Annotated in this window: 14 protein-coding genes; 5 read left to right on the top strand and 9 right to left on the bottom strand. The window is 61.5% G+C overall.

All coding sequences use genetic code 11. The annotated features are described in order from the left end of the window. Nucleotides 1-97 precede the first annotated feature (97 nt). Entirely contained in the window at nucleotides 98-412 is a 315-nt protein-coding gene (gene sugE, locus AC07SU_RS24390) for a quaternary ammonium compound efflux SMR transporter SugE (protein ID WP_003237114.1), read from the top strand. 80 nt (nucleotides 413-492) lie between these two features. On the opposite strand, the gene AC07SU_RS24395 is transcribed toward sugE, so the two are convergent. The 4 genes from AC07SU_RS24395 to AC07SU_RS24410 all read right to left on the bottom strand — a co-directional run bounded on the left by AC07SU_RS24395 (nucleotide 493) and on the right by AC07SU_RS24410 (nucleotide 5239). Then, nucleotides 493-2367, bottom strand: coding sequence for an MFS transporter (locus AC07SU_RS24395; RefSeq protein WP_494998472.1), 1875 nt, complete (start codon nucleotides 2365-2367; stop codon nucleotides 493-495). A gap of 67 nt (nucleotides 2368-2434) precedes the next feature. Beyond that, on the bottom strand, nucleotides 2435-3583 hold the full coding sequence (locus AC07SU_RS24400) for a TDT family transporter (protein WP_494998473.1): 1149 nt from the start codon (nucleotides 3581-3583) through the stop codon (nucleotides 2435-2437). A gap of 107 nt (nucleotides 3584-3690) precedes the next feature. Next, nucleotides 3691-4002: a cupin domain-containing protein gene (locus tag AC07SU_RS24405; RefSeq protein ID WP_176996441.1), complete on the bottom strand. Its 312-nt coding sequence runs from the start codon at nucleotides 4000-4002 to the stop codon at nucleotides 3691-3693. 43 nt (nucleotides 4003-4045) lie between these two features. Next, complete coding sequence (locus AC07SU_RS24410) at nucleotides 4046-5239, bottom strand: MFS transporter (RefSeq protein WP_494998474.1); 1194 nt, start codon at nucleotides 5237-5239, stop codon at nucleotides 4046-4048. A 91-nt stretch (nucleotides 5240-5330) separates the two neighbouring features. On the opposite strand from AC07SU_RS24410, the gene AC07SU_RS24415 reads away from it, so the two are divergent. After that, nucleotides 5331-5870, top strand: a complete 540-nt coding sequence (locus AC07SU_RS24415) for a TetR/AcrR family transcriptional regulator (RefSeq protein WP_176996443.1) — start codon at nucleotides 5331-5333, stop codon at nucleotides 5868-5870. A gap of 171 nt (nucleotides 5871-6041) precedes the next feature. Here AC07SU_RS24415 and AC07SU_RS24420 read toward each other — a convergent pair whose 3' ends face one another. The 4 genes from AC07SU_RS24420 to AC07SU_RS24435 form a co-directional block, all read right to left on the bottom strand. Then, on the bottom strand, nucleotides 6042-6821 hold the full coding sequence (locus AC07SU_RS24420; protein ID WP_176996444.1) for an ABC transporter permease: 780 nt from the start codon (nucleotides 6819-6821) through the stop codon (nucleotides 6042-6044). Further along, entirely contained in the window at nucleotides 6818-7750 is a 933-nt protein-coding gene (locus AC07SU_RS24425; protein ID WP_494998475.1) for an ABC transporter ATP-binding protein, read from the bottom strand. Before AC07SU_RS24425 ends, AC07SU_RS24420 begins: the two co-directional genes overlap by 4 nt. Before the next feature lie 133 nt (nucleotides 7751-7883). Continuing rightward, nucleotides 7884-8501 (bottom strand): glutathione S-transferase, encoded by a 618-nt coding sequence (locus tag AC07SU_RS24430; RefSeq protein ID WP_176996446.1) that lies wholly within the window; start codon nucleotides 8499-8501, stop codon nucleotides 7884-7886. Nucleotides 8502-8557: 56 nt separating this feature from the next. Then, nucleotides 8558-9217 (bottom strand): transglutaminase-like domain-containing protein, encoded by a 660-nt coding sequence (locus AC07SU_RS24435; protein ID WP_176996447.1) that lies wholly within the window; start codon nucleotides 9215-9217, stop codon nucleotides 8558-8560. Nucleotides 9218-9408: 191 nt separating this feature from the next. Here AC07SU_RS24435 and AC07SU_RS24440 point away from each other — a divergent pair, with 191 nt between their 5' ends. Next, a complete protein-coding gene (locus AC07SU_RS24440; protein ID WP_494998476.1) occupies nucleotides 9409-11856 on the top strand; it encodes an acyl-CoA dehydrogenase in 2448 nt (815 codons plus the stop codon). 75 nt (nucleotides 11857-11931) lie between these two features. After that, entirely contained in the window at nucleotides 11932-12339 is a 408-nt protein-coding gene (locus AC07SU_RS24445) for a PA2817 family protein (protein WP_176996449.1), read from the top strand. A gap of 124 nt (nucleotides 12340-12463) precedes the next feature. Here AC07SU_RS24445 and AC07SU_RS24450 read toward each other — a convergent pair whose 3' ends face one another. Next, nucleotides 12464-13396: a LysR family transcriptional regulator gene (locus tag AC07SU_RS24450; protein WP_176996450.1), complete on the bottom strand. Its 933-nt coding sequence runs from the start codon at nucleotides 13394-13396 to the stop codon at nucleotides 12464-12466. Nucleotides 13397-13485: 89 nt separating this feature from the next. On the opposite strand from AC07SU_RS24450, the gene AC07SU_RS24455 reads away from it, so the two are divergent. Next, nucleotides 13486-14127, top strand: a complete 642-nt coding sequence (locus tag AC07SU_RS24455; RefSeq protein ID WP_494998477.1) for an alanyl-tRNA editing protein — start codon at nucleotides 13486-13488, stop codon at nucleotides 14125-14127. The last annotated feature ends 87 nt before the right edge of the window (nucleotides 14128-14214 follow it).

The raw sequence follows: 14214 nt of genomic DNA on the forward strand, positions 1-14214 counted from the left end.
CAATATTCGGCACTCTACCGAGCTTCGCGGGGACGACCTCGCGACGCTCTTAAGCGCCTAATCCGGGGACGACCCCACGTCTGTAGAGAGGGTCATCATGTCCTGGATCATTCTGTTTTTTGCGGGTTTGTTCGAAGTCGGCTGGGCCGTTGGCCTGAAGTACACCGACGGTTTCAGCAAGCCTTTGCCCACAGCCCTGACCATTGCGGCCATGGCGATCAGCCTGGGTTTGCTGGGGCTGGCGATGAAGGAACTGCCGCTGGGCACCGCCTATGCGATCTGGACTGGCGTGGGTGCGGTGGGCACGGTGATCGCCGGGATTATCCTGTTTGGGGAATCCATGGCGCTGTTCCGGCTGGCGAGTGTGGCGTTGATCATTTGCGGCCTTATCGGCCTCAAGATCAGCACCTGACCCACTGGCGCACCGCACTGTAGGAGCCCGCTTGCGGGCGATGGCAGTCATACGGACGCCATCGCCGGCAAGCCGGGCTCCTACAGGACCGTGCCGCGCAGCTCGGTTACCTGTTGCTGCAGATGTGCAGGCGTTGCCGCCTCCGTAGATACCGGCTCACCCGCCACCAGCACCACCCGCGACCAGACCCGATGGAAAAACCCCTTCTTCGGATCACGACTGAAGAAACTCCCCCACAACCCCTGCAAAGCCATCGGAATTACAGGCACCGCCGTCTCCTCCAGAATGCGCGTCACGCCGCCACGAAACTCGTTCATCTCGCCATCGGTCGTCAGCTTGCCCTCCGGGAAGATGCACACCAACTCCCCTTCCTTCAGGTACTGCGCAATCCGCGTGAAAGCCTTTTCGTAGATCTGGATGTCTTCGTTGCGCCCCGCAATCGGAATCGCCCCGGCGGTGCGGAAGATAAAGTTCAGCACCGGCAAACGGTAAATCTTGTAGTACATGACAAAGCGAATCGGCCGACGCACTGCGCCGCCAATCAACAGCGCATCGACAAACGACACGTGGTTGCACACCAGCAGGGCCGCGCCCTCATCCGGGATGGCTTCCAGGTTGCGATGCTCCACGCGGTACATGGAATGGCTGAGCAGCCAGATCATGAAACGCATGGTGAACTCGGGGACAATCTTGAAGATGTAGGTGTTGACCGCGATGTTGAGCAGCGACACCACCAGGAACAGCTCGGGGATCGACAGCTTGGCCACGCTGAGCAGCAGGATCGACACGATGGCCGACACCACCATGAACAGCGCGTTGAGAATGTTGTTGGCCGCGATCACCCGGGCCCGCTCGTTCTCGGCGGTGCGCGACTGGATCAACGCGTACAGTGGCACGATATAGAAGCCGCCGAACACCCCCAGGCCGAGGATATCGAACAACACCCACCAGGCCTGGCCATAGCTGAGCACGGCGAGCCAGTCGTTGGCCTGCACGTTCTGCGGGAAGCCACCCGAGTGCCACCACAGCAACAAGCCGAACACCGTCAGGCCGAACGAACCGAACGGCACCAGGCCGATTTCGACTTTGCGCCCCGAAAGCTTCTCGCACAGCATGGAACCCAGCGCGATGCCCACGGAAAACACTGTGAGGATCAGCGTCACCACGGTTTCGTCGCCGTACAGCCACTCTTTGGCGTACGCCGGGATCTGCGTCAGGTAGATCGCGCCGACAAACCAGAACCACGAGTTACCAACGATGGAACGCGAAACAGCCGGCGTCTGCCCCAGGCCCAGGCGCAAGGTGGCCCAGGATTCGCTGAAAATGTTCCAGTTCAGGCGCAGCCCCGGAGTCGACGCCGCCGCCCGAGGGATGCCTCGGCTGGCCAGGTAGCCCAGCACCGCCACGCCGACAATCGCCACCGACACCAGCGGCGCGTAATGGGTCGACGACATGATGATCCCGGCGCCAATGGTGCCGGCCAGGATCGCCAGGAACGTGCCCATTTCCACCAGGCCGTTGCCGCCCACCAGCTCATCTTCATGCAGGGCCTGGGGCATGATCGAGTACTTCACCGGGCCAAACAGCGCCGAGTGGGTGCCCATGGCAAACAGTGCCAGCAGCATCAATTCCAGGTGGTTGAACATGAACCCGGTGGCGCCCACGGCCATGATCACGATCTCGCCGATCTTGATCGCGCGGATCAACGCGTCCTTGTTGAATTTCTCGCCAAACTGCCCGGCCAGCGCCGAAAACAGGAAGAACGGCAGGATAAACAGCAACGCACATAGGTTGACCCAGATCGAGCGGTCACCGTCGATGGTCAGCTTGTAGAGGATGGCGAGGATCAGCGATTGCTTGAAGATGTTGTCGTTGAAGGCGCCCAGCAACTGGGTGACGAAAAACGGCAAAAAGCGCCGTGTGCGCAGCAAAGTGAATTGCGAGGGGTGGCTCATCGTCCGTGTTCCTGCGTGGCCTGTTGGGCTTTTATTAAAAACAGGCCACGACTTTACCTAATCCCGCTTACTTATTCCCTAGTCCTGCAATGCAGGGGGAAACAAAAAGCTCACCTTTATAGGCGCCCTGCACCGTGCGCTTGGCAACGATCAGCCACATCAGCGCCAAGGCCACCACCAGCACACTGCCCATCACACTGAAAAAACCCAGGTGCAGCACGTTCGCCAGCTTCAGCGTCGCCAGGGCATACACCCCCAGCGGGAAGGTAAAGCCCCACCAGCCGAGGTTGAACGGGATACCAGCACGCAGGTAACGCAGGGTGATCAGCACCGCGATCAGCATCCACCACAACCCAAAACCCCACAGCGTGATGCCCGCCACCAGGCCCAGGCCGTTGGCCATCTCACCGACACCGGGCAAGCCATTGGCGGCGAAGATCGCCGGTGCGTCACCGCCAAGCAACAGCATGCCAAGGGCGCCGGTGCCAATCGGGCCCAGGGCCAACCAGCTCGACGCCGCCATATTGGCGTGGGGCAACTTATGCAAGGCCATGCGCAACATCAGGATGGTCAGGATGCTGAACGCCACCGGCAGCGAAAACGCCCAGAGCACATAGCTGGTCACCAGCATCACCAGTTGCGAATGGGCGTCTGCCAGGTCCGGCGCGAGCAAGCCGCCGCTGGCGGCGGCCACTTCGGCGGCAACCACCGGCAACAGCCATACGGCGGTCATCTGGTCGATGCTGTGCTCCTGGCGAGTGAACATCATGAACGGGATCAGCACGCCGCAGGCCAGGGCCATCGCCACGTCCAGCCACCAGATCACTTCGGCCAGGGGAATCACACTGTTGCCCCAACGGGGCAGGCCGAACAGCAGCAATCCATTGAGAATGGTCGCCAGCCCCATGGGGATGGTGCCGAAGAACATCGAGACGGTGGAGTGCCCGAAAATCCGCCGCGCCTCGTGGAAGAACATCACCCAGCGGGCGGTGTACAGGGCGCTGAACAACACGAACAAGCCGATGGTGAACATCCACAGCGCTTCGGCAATGGCATGCAGGCCTGGCACGTTGACGGGCAACTGGGCCAAGGCCAACGCCAGTACACCGGTGCCCATGGTGGCGGCGAACCAGTTGGGGGTGAACTGGCGGATCACTTCCCGTGGTCGGGTCAGGTGACTGAAGGGTTTATAGCTGATGGTAGTCGAGCAGGTCATGGTGGTATTCCTCTTCCTCGCATGAGGTTGAGACCATCATAGAACCCTATCGAATATCTATATAACGGGTAATATCTCTATCTGTTATCTACTTTGCAGATATACGATCAAACGCTGCCTTCGCACTCAATCACCAAAATTCGCGCCGGGCCTTGAGGATGGGCCACATGCTCGGTGCCGACACTGGCGTAGAAGATATCCCCCACCGCCAGCTCTGCCACGTGCTCAAAGCCGTTATCGCGGTAGTGCATGTGCACCCGGCCATCGAGCACCACGAAGACTTCTTCACCGTCGTTGATGTGCCAGCGATACGGCTGGTCGGTCCAGTGCAAACGGGTGGTGATGCCGTTCATGTTGGCGATGTCCAGCGCCTCCCAGGCGCGGCTGCCGGTGAAGTCCTTGCTTCGGATGATCTTCATGCGTGAACCTCGATCAGGCGGTACGGGAGGCGATTATTACCCATCAAGCGCCTGTCGTCGCCCTGGCCCGCGCCGAATCCTGCATCAGCAAGCCGCCCAAGGCACCGAGGGCCAGCACGATCAACACGACGCCGTAGCCGTCGGTGGTCACGATCAGGCCAAACACCCGGCTCAGGTTGCCGGCCAACAGCGCCGGCAGGCAGAACGCCAGGTAGCTCAGCACATAGAAGGCCGACATCAAGCCCGCCCGTTCATGGGGCAACGCCAGCCCGACGATGCTGCGAATGCTGCCCATGAAGCCGCCGCCAAAGCCAAAGCCCGCGATCACACTGGCGACAAAGAATAGCCACAGGCTGGCGCTCTGCACGGCGACCAACAGCAACGCCACGCCGACAGCCAGCAACAGCGCGGACAAGCGCATGACTTTGTCAGCCGGGTATTCGCGCAGGCGGTAGATCATCACTGCGCCGCTCAAGGTCACCACGGCCACCAGGCCGCCGCCGATCAGGTGGGAGGTCGAGCCGGTTGCCGTCTTCACCAGCGAAGGGGCCAGGGAGGAAAAGAACCCACCCAGTGCCCACACCGCCACGTTCAAGGGCATCGCCAGCCACAAGGCACGGCGGGCCTGTGCGGGTACATGCAGGGTCGGCGCCAGGGATTTCAAAGCCCCCGGAATGCGGCTGACCGTTTCGGGCAAACGCCACACGTATAACGCCTGCAACACCATCAAGCCGAGCATCACCAGGTAGATCAGTTGAGTCGGCCGTGGCGCGAACTCCACCAGCAAGCCACTGCCCAGTCCGCCACTGGCCATGCCCAGCAACGGTGCGAGGCTGTTGAGCATTGGGCCGCGCAGGCGATCGGTGTCGAGCAACGTGGCGCTCAACACCGCTGTCGCCGTGCCGGTGGCGAAACCTTGCAGGGCGCGTGCGGCAATCAGGTAGGCGGTGCTGTCAGCGTTGATAAACAGCAGCATGGCCACACTATTCAGCAACAAGGCGACGAATATCACCGGCTTGCGCCCCAGGTAATCCGACAGCGAGCCCACGGTCAGCAGCGCCGCCAGCAGGCTCACGGCGTACACGCCAAAGATCACCGTCAGCATCGCCGCCGAAAAATGCAGATTGTCCTGATACACCTGATACAGCGGTGTCGGTGCACTGGAGGCGGCGAGAAAGGTCAGCACCGTGATGACCAGAAACGCCAGGTTCGAACGGTTGGAAGTAGGACTGGACATCGGCACGCTCCGCTAAAGCTAACATTTTGCTTTTGCAGAGTGTGCTACCGGAAAGCGCTTAAAGCAAATTCTTTGTGTTAAGGTTTTAGGCATGGCTATTAAAGAAGGTCTTCGCCCGGGGGGCCGCAGTGCCCGGGTCCAGGAATCAGTGCACAACGCCACGCGCGAACTGCTGGAAGCTCACGAGCGCTCCAGCGTGACCGTGCCGATGATTGCTGCGCGCGCGGGCGTTACGCCCTCCACCATCTATCGACGCTGGGGCGACCTTTCCGTGTTGCTGGCGGATGTCGCCCTGGCACGCATGCGCCCGGACAGCGAGCCGGCCAATACCGGCAGCCTGCGTGGCGACTTGCAGGCCTGGGCCGAGCAATACCTGGATGAAATGAGTTCGGAGCCGGGGCGCAACATGATGCGTGACCTGCAGTGCACGATCACGCCAGGCTACTGCGTGAGCATCCTGAGCGGGCAGTTGCAGGCGATTGTCGACCGTTACCCCGATGCGGCACCGCCGAGCGTGGACCACCTGATCAACCTGATCGCCGCGCCGACGGTGTTTCGCATCCTGTTCTCGACCGCACCGCTCTCGGTGCAAGAGCTGCACGCGCTGATCGAGCTAGCCCTCAAACCCTGAAGGCCTGCACTCATCAAAATGTGGGAGCTGGCTTGCCTGCGATAACGGTGGGTCAGCTGGCATATCATTCACAGGCAGACCGCTATCGCAGGCAAGCCAGCTCCCACATTGACCTGATCACACTCCAAAAAAAAGGCCTCATCTGAGGCCGTTTTTTTAGAGGATCGTCGCTTACGTGCGCATCCCACGCCCGCTCACCAGCAACTTGGCGCAGCCGATATACAGCACCACAGTCGCGACCAGCATGAAGGTGATCGCCACGCTGATCTTGATGTCCGACACCCCCAGGATGCCGTAGCGGAAGGCGTTGACCATGTGCAGCACCGGGTTGGCCAGCGACACGGTCTGCCAGAACGGTGGCAACAGGGTGATGGAGTAGAACACCCCGCCCAGGTAGGTCAGCGGCGTCAGCACGAAGGTCGGGATGATCGAAATATCATCGAAGTTGCGTGCAAATACGGCGTTGATGAACCCCAGCAGCGAGAAGATCGTCGCCGTCAGCACCACCACCAGCAAGGTGACCCCCAGGTGATGCACCTGCAGGTGGGTGAAGAACAGCGACAGCAGGGTCACGATCACCCCGACCATCAGGCCGCGCAGTACACCGCCCAGGGTGTAGCCGATCAGGATGGTGTGCGGCGATACCGGCGATACCATCAGTTCCTCGATGGAGCGCTGGAACTTGCTGCCGAAGAAGCTGGAAACCACGTTGCCGTAGGAGTTGGTGATCACCGACATCATGATCAGGCCCGGCACGATGTACTCCATGTAGGTGAAGCCACCCATGTCGCCGATCTGGCGACCGATCAGGTTACCGAAGATCACGAAGTACAAGACCATGGTGATCGCTGGCGGCAGCAGGGTCTGCGGCCAGATCCGGGTAAAGCGCTTCACTTCGCGATAGACGATGGTTTGCAGCGCGACGAGGTTGGGTTGCAGTTCGGAACTCATACCGCCACCTTCGCCAGATTTTTCTCCACCAGGGACACGAACAACTCCTCAAGGCGATTGGTTTTGTTACGCAGGCTCAGCACTTCGATGCTCTGGGCCGCCAGTTGAGTGAACAGCGCCGTGATACCCATGGCCTTGTCCACCTGGACTTCCAGGGTGTGGCTGTCCACCAGGCGGCTCGGGTAGCCGAGCAGTTGCGGCGGCGCCGACAGGTTGTTCTTCAGGTCGAGCAGGAAGGTTTCTACATGCAACTGGCCCAGCAGGTTACGCATGCTGGTGTTTTCGACGATGGTGCCGTGGTCGATGATGCCGATGTTGCGGCACAGCTGCTCAGCCTCTTCCAGGTAGTGGGTGGTGAGGATGATGGTGATGCCCTTCTCGTTCAGCTCAGTGAGGAAGGTCCACATCGAACGGCGCAGCTCGATATCCACACCGGCCGTTGGTTCATCGAGGATCAACAGGCGCGGCTCGTGCACCAGGGCGCGGGCAATCATCAGGCGGCGCTTCATGCCGCCGGACAGTGAGCGCGAAGGCACATCACGCTTGTCCCACAGGCCTAACTGGGTCAGGTACTGCTCGGCGCGCTCCTTGGCGACTTTCGCCGGGATGCCGTAGTAACCGGCCTGGGTCACGATGATGTCGAAGGTCTTTTCAAACTGGTTGAAGTTGAATTCCTGGGGCACCACGCCGATGGAACGCTTGAGCGCCGCCGGGGATTTGTCCAGGTCATGACCAAAGATATTCACCGTGCCGCTGGTCTTGTTGACCAGTGTCGAGAGGATACCGATGGTGGTGGATTTGCCGGCACCGTTGGGGCCGAGCAAGGCAAAGAAGTCACCTTCGGCAACGTCCAGATCGATACCACTCAGGGCCTGGAAACCGTTGCCGTAGGTTTTGGTTAGCTGCCGGATGGACAGAGCGGAACTCATATCGGATTACGCACCAAAGAAGGGAATTGGAAGAATAGATGAGGGCGCAGCGCGCGTATTCAACGGCGGCGCATGACAACCATGTTGGCTGCCCGCGCCGCACAAGTACAGTCACCTGTATTAATAGTCAGTATTAAGTCAACGCAGTCATGACCGCTTTGCGGTAGGCCGGGCGCTGCTGCAGGCGCTGGTACCAGGCCTCTAGATGGGGCATTGCAGGCCGCTCGATGGGCATTTCAAACCAGGCGTAGGCAAAGCAGCCCAGGGGGATGTCGCCCATGCCGATCTCGTTGCCCGACAGATACGGCTGTGTGGCGAGGGCCTGGTCGACGGTCTTGAGCACATCGATGCAGGCTTGGCGCCCGGCGTTGATGCTGTCCCAGTTCTGCTTTTCGGCGGGGGTGCGCAGGATGCCCCAGAACACAATCTTGAACGGTTCGGCGAGGGTAGACGTGGTCCAGTCCATCCACTTTTCAGCGTTGGCTCGCGCCTTCAAGTCGGTGGGGTACCAGCTGGAGGCTTCCTTCGCACAGAGGTAGCGCACGATGGTGTTGGACTCCCACAGCACAAAGTCGCCGTCTTCGATCATCGGCACCCGGCCATTGGGATTCAGTGCCCGGTATTGCGGGGTGTCGACCACACCAAAAGCCCCGCCCGCATCAATTGCCTCATAGTCCAGACCGAGTTCCTCGGCGCACCACAGTGCTTTCCTGACGTTTGATGAATTTTTACGACCCCAGATTTTCAGCATGACCGCGCCTTATCGTTGATGAACATGGCTTGATGAACGCAGCAGCATACGCCGGTTCACGCGCGGCTTAAATCGCTCTGCATGTCGCCCAGCAGGTCTGGCATGTCCTCGGCAAACAGGTGCGGGTAACACTGGCGGATATGGGCGAAGAAAAACGCCTCGGGCACGTCGGGAAACTGCCCGTGGTCCAGCACATATTCCATCGAGCGCTGGCCCTGGCGGTTGAACGCGTGGAACACGCTGTCATGCAGGCCATCGAACGCCAGCGGCGGCACATCGAACAATTCACACAGCTGGCTGTTGAACGCCGGAGTCGCCTTGACCCAGCGCCCGCGCAAGTACAGCTCGGTGTAGCCATGCATGGCGAACACATCGCTCTTGAGCAAGGCGATCAGGCGCGGCGTCGACAGGTGGTTGCGCACGTCGGCCAGGCCGATGCGCGCCGGTATGCCGCAGTGGCGGGCACAGGCGGCGAGCAAGGTGGCCTTGGGCACGCAGTAGCTCTCACCGGTGGCGAGGGCGAAGCTGGCGTTGAGGGTGCCGGGGTCACGGCTGAAGGTGTACGGGTTATAGCGAATCGCCTCACGCACGGCGTAGTAGAGACTGACTGCCTGGTCACGCAAATCTGCGCTGGGGCCACGATGTTTTTCGGCGAACTCCACCACCGCAGGGTGGTCACTATCGATGAAGCGGCTGGGACTCAGGTACGTATCCATGGGCGTTATCTCCGAAGCAAGCCTGGAGTGTAACGACAGGTTTGCCCTGTAGATAACGACGATTCGGCCAAATGTCGGCGCCTGGCGACCGGTGCTTCCCGTACAACTCGTAACACCCTGATCACCGCGCTTTTTCGGATGCCGACTAAGCTCCTTGGTGGTTTCGCCCCTGGTTTCACGGAGGATTGAATATGCTGTTGTTGTGGATACTGGTTCTGGTGGTCGGCATTGCCTACCTGGCACACCGCCGCACCGCGCCGCTGCCCGCCCTGGGTGTGGTCGCCGTCTACCTGCTGGCGATGGGCGCCTGGAGCCACGCACCGGGTTGGCTGCTGCTGATCTTCTGGGTGTTGCTGGCGGCTGTCGCAGCACCGCTGCTGCTGCCGGACCTGCGCCGCCAATACTTCACCAAGCCGCTGTTCAGTTGGTTCCAGAAAGTCCTGCCGCCCATGTCCGAGACCGAGCGCGATGCCATCGACGCCGGCACCGTATGGTGGGATGGCGAGCTGTTCAGCGGTCGCCCCGACTGGGATAAATTGCTGGCCTACCCCAAGGCGCAATTGACCGAAGAAGAGCAGGCCTTCATCGACGGCCCCACCGAAGAACTCTGCGCCATGGTCAGCGACTGGGAAATCGGCCAGGCCATGGACCTGCCGCCCGCCGCCTGGGAACACATCAAGACCCACGGCTTCTTCGCCCTGATCATTCCCAAGGAATATGGCGGCAAGGGTTTCTCGGCCTACGCCCACTCCCAGGTCGCCATGAAGCTCGCCACCCGCAGCGGTGACCTGGCCTCCACCGTGATGGTGCCCAATTCCCTCGGCCCGGCCGAATTGCTGCTGCATTACGGCACCGACGAACAACGCAACCATTACCTGCCACGCCTGGCCCGTGGCGACGATATCCCCTGCTTCGCCCTTACCGGCCCATTGGCTGGCTCCGATGCTGGCGCCATGCCAGACACGGGTGTGATCTGCAAAGGTGAGTGGGAAGGCAAGGAAACCCTGGGCCTGCGCCTGAACTGGGAAAAACGCTACATCACCCTTGGCCCGGTGGCGACCTTGCTGGGCCTGGCCTTCAAGGCCCATGACCCGGACCACCTGCTGGGCGAAGAAGAAGACCTGGGCATCAGCCTGGCGCTGATTCCTACCGACACCCCGGGTGTAGAAATCGGCCGCCGCCACCTGCCCCTGGGCGCCGCGTTCATGAACGGCCCCAACTCCGGCAAGGACGTGTTCATCCCGCTGGAATTCCTCATCGGCGGCCAGGAGATGCTCGGCAAGGGCTGGATGATGTTGATGAACTGCCTGTCGGTCGGGCGTTCGATCTCGCTGCCGGCTGTCGGCACTGGCGCCGCCAAGTTCACCAGCCTGGTGACCGGCCAATACGCGCAAGTGCGTGAGCAGTTCAACGTACCGCTGTCGGCCTTCGAAGGTATCCAGGAAGCCCTGGCGCGCATCGGCGGCAACGCCTGGCTGATGGACAGCGCGCGCATGCTCACCGCCAATGCCGTGGACCTGGGGGAAAAACCCTCGGTGCTGTCGGCGATCCTCAAGTACCACCTCACCGAACGCGGCCGCGAGTGCATCAGCCACGCCATGGACGTGCACGGCGGCAAGGGCATCATCATGGGCCCGAACAACTACCTGGGTCGCAACTGGCAAGGCGCGCCGATCTTCATCACCGTGGAAGGCGCGAACATCCTCTCGCGCAACCTGATGATTTTCGGTCAGGGCGCCATCCGCTGCCATCCGTTCGTGCTCAAGGAGATGGCCCTGGCCGGTCGTGAAGACCATGACCAGGCGTTGAAAGAGTTCGATGGCTTGTTGATGCAGCACATTGGCTTTGCCGTGAGCAACGCCGCCAGCACGCTGGTACTGAACCTCGGCATCGGTCACTTCGAGAAAGCGCCGGGCAACCGTTTGAGCCAGGGTTACTTCCGTGCGCTGAACCGCCAGGCTGCCGCCTTCGCCCTGCTCGCCGACTTGAGCATGATGTTGCTGGGTGGCGAACTGAAGCGTCGTGAACGTCTGTCGGCCCGCCTGGGCGATGTGCTGAGCCATATGTACCTGGCGTCGGCCGCGCTCAAGCGCTACCACGACCTGGACTCGCCGGACCATCTGGAGCCGCTGTTCGCCTGGGCCATGGAAGAAAGCCTTGGCCAGTCGGAACGCGCGCTGGATGAACTGCTGAGCAACTTCCCGAACAAGGTGCTCGGTTGCCTGCTGAGGGTGATCGTGTTCCCGTTTGGCCGTCGCCACACCGGGCCGTCCGATGCGCTGGATGCCGAAGTGGCTGCGGTGATCGGCCGGGCCAAGGGCGACCCGACCCTCGAAGAGCTGTTGGCCGGCTGCTACCGCCCGCAATCGGCGGACGACCCGGTGGGCGCCCTGCAACACGCCTATGACCTGCTCGGCGCCAGCCAGCCCTTGCAGAAAAAGCTCCACCAGGGCCTCAAGAGCGGCCAGGTCAAACCGGCGGCCGGCGAGCATGCCATCGACGCCGCACTGCACGCTGGCGTGTTGCAACCGGCTGAAGCGCAGACCCTGCGTGACGCCGAAGCGGCGCGACGCAAGGTGATCGACGTGGATGATTTCAGCAAGGAGGAGCTGACCCAGGCAGAAGGCAAAGTCCGCTGAGTCGAGCGGTCATATAAAAACGGGCGCGTGAGCTATATACTCTCGCGCCCGTTTTTGCTTTAGAGGACTTATCTCGTGTCCAACGTCGTTGCCGATCATCTCGTCTTGCTCGACCACCTGCGCAGCATCCTGGTTGCCGTCGGCGAAGCCGAACAGGTTCCCGAGGAAAGCCACTCGCTGTTCCTGGAGCGTTTCGACGAATTGCGCGCCCTGCTGCCCATCGACCCGATCGAAAGCCAGTACCTGGGCCAGGACCTGATGAGCCAGGTCATTCTGCGCTACCCACAAATCGCCCACCTGGTGCCACGCGACCTGCTGTGGTTCTTCGGCGGCGACTGCCTGCACTTCATGCCCGACGAAGAACTGGACATGTACCAGGCCCTGGAAGAGCGTCGCTTCGAAGCCGAGCAGAACGACGAGCCCTTCGACTGGAACCAGGAGAAGCAACTGCTGGCCATGTCGGACGACCAGAGCAAGCACTGATTTTCTAGAACCACACGACACTCACTGTAGGAGCCGGCTTGCCGGCGATGAGGCCCTTGAAACCAACATTGGACTCAAGGCCGCCATCGCCGGCAAGCCGGCTCCTACAGGTTCAATCGCATGCCTACCTTCGGCGCAGTGTGGGTTCGCGCGCCATGCACTCCACCAGATAATCAATAAACACCCGCAGCTTTGGCGGCAGGTACCGCGTGGGCGAATGCAGCAGCCAGGCCTCGCCATGGTACGAGGCGATGAAGTCCCACGCCGGCAGCACCTGCACCAGGCTCCCCTCCTCCAGCGCATGGCGCGCAGTGAAGTACGGCAAGCTGCCAATCCCCACATGCTGCAACACCGCATCCAGCCGCACGCCCGTGTGGTTCGCCGCGTATCGCCCGCGGACACCCACCGTTACCGCCTTACCGCCTTGGCGAAACTTCCAGCGTGAATCCCCCGGTGTCTCTCCCAGGTAGATACAACTGTGTTCAAGCAGATCATGGGGGTGACTCGGTGTGCCGTGCTTGGCCAAGTAATGCGGCGTGGCGCACAGCAAATGCTCGATGGGCAGCAACTGCCGCCCCACCAACCCCGGTGGCGGGCTGTCGGTAATGCGGATGCTCAAGTCGACGTTGTCATCAATCAGGTCCACCTGACGGTCTTCAAGAATCAACTGCACATCCACCTTGGGGTAGCGCCGCAGGAACTCTGGCATATGCGGGTGCACCACGAACCGCCCCACCGCCTTGGGCACGCTGACCCGCACCAGACCTTCGGCCTCATGGGTGAATTGGCCGCTGATCTCCATCACCGAGCGGGCCGCGTTGACCATTTCCTGGCAACGCTTGAACACCTCTTCACCGCCTTCGCTCAAGCGTAATTTGCGCGTGGTGCGCTGCAGCAGGCGCGTGGCCAGCGCCTTCTCCAGCCGCGAGATACTACGGCTCACCGCCGATGGAGAAACGCTGAGTTGTCGCGCCGCTTCGGAGAAGCTGCCGGTTTCCACCACCTTGACGAAAATCGCCATTTCGCCCAACAGTGGCAAAGGAAGATTGATGCTCATGACGCACAGGTCCATTGATATTTGAGCGGATTATCACCCATCTGCGCACTATTTATACTGCCCACAGAACCCTGATGCGGATGTAAACGATGACCGAGCGCCTGTTTTTTACCCACGACCACCTGACCGCCGAGTTGGAGGTGCTGAGTTGCACGCCCCACGAGGATCAGTTTGCGGTCACCCTGCAGTCGACGATCTTTCACCCCCAGGGTGGCGGGCAACCGTTCGACACCGGCTGGCTCGGTGACAGCCAGGTGCTGCGCGTCACTCAGGAAGCCGATCGCGTGGTGCATTACGTGGATCAACCTGTACAGCCCGGCCCGATCACGGCGCGGGTCGATGCACAACGTCGCGCCCTGCACACGCGCCTGCATTCAGCCGGGCATTTGATTGGCAATGCCGGTGAACGCCTGGGCTGGATGCCGATCAAGGCGCACCACTGGCCTGGCGAAGGCAAGATCACCTTCATCCGTGGGGAAGCGGCACAGGCCATGGACGCCGAGGCCCTTCAGCGCCAGGTGGATCAATGGATCGCCGCGGATTACCCACGCCACATGGCCCTGGAAGACGGCACCCGCGAAGTCGGTTTCGGCGAATTGCCCGCCTATGCCTGTGGCGGCACCCATGTGCAGGCGCTGAGCGAACTGGGCCACGTGACCATCCTGGCCCTGTCCGAGAAAAAGGGCGCGCTGTCGGTGCGTTACAGCATCAACGACAACACTGCCGTTTGATCGCCCCAATCCTGTAGGAGCGGGGGGGGGGGGGGGGGGGGGGGGGGGGGGGGGGGGGGGGGGGGGGGGGGGGGGGGGGGGGGGGGG

This window comes from Pseudomonas sp. GW821-FHT05H12 (genome assembly GCF_059419385.1).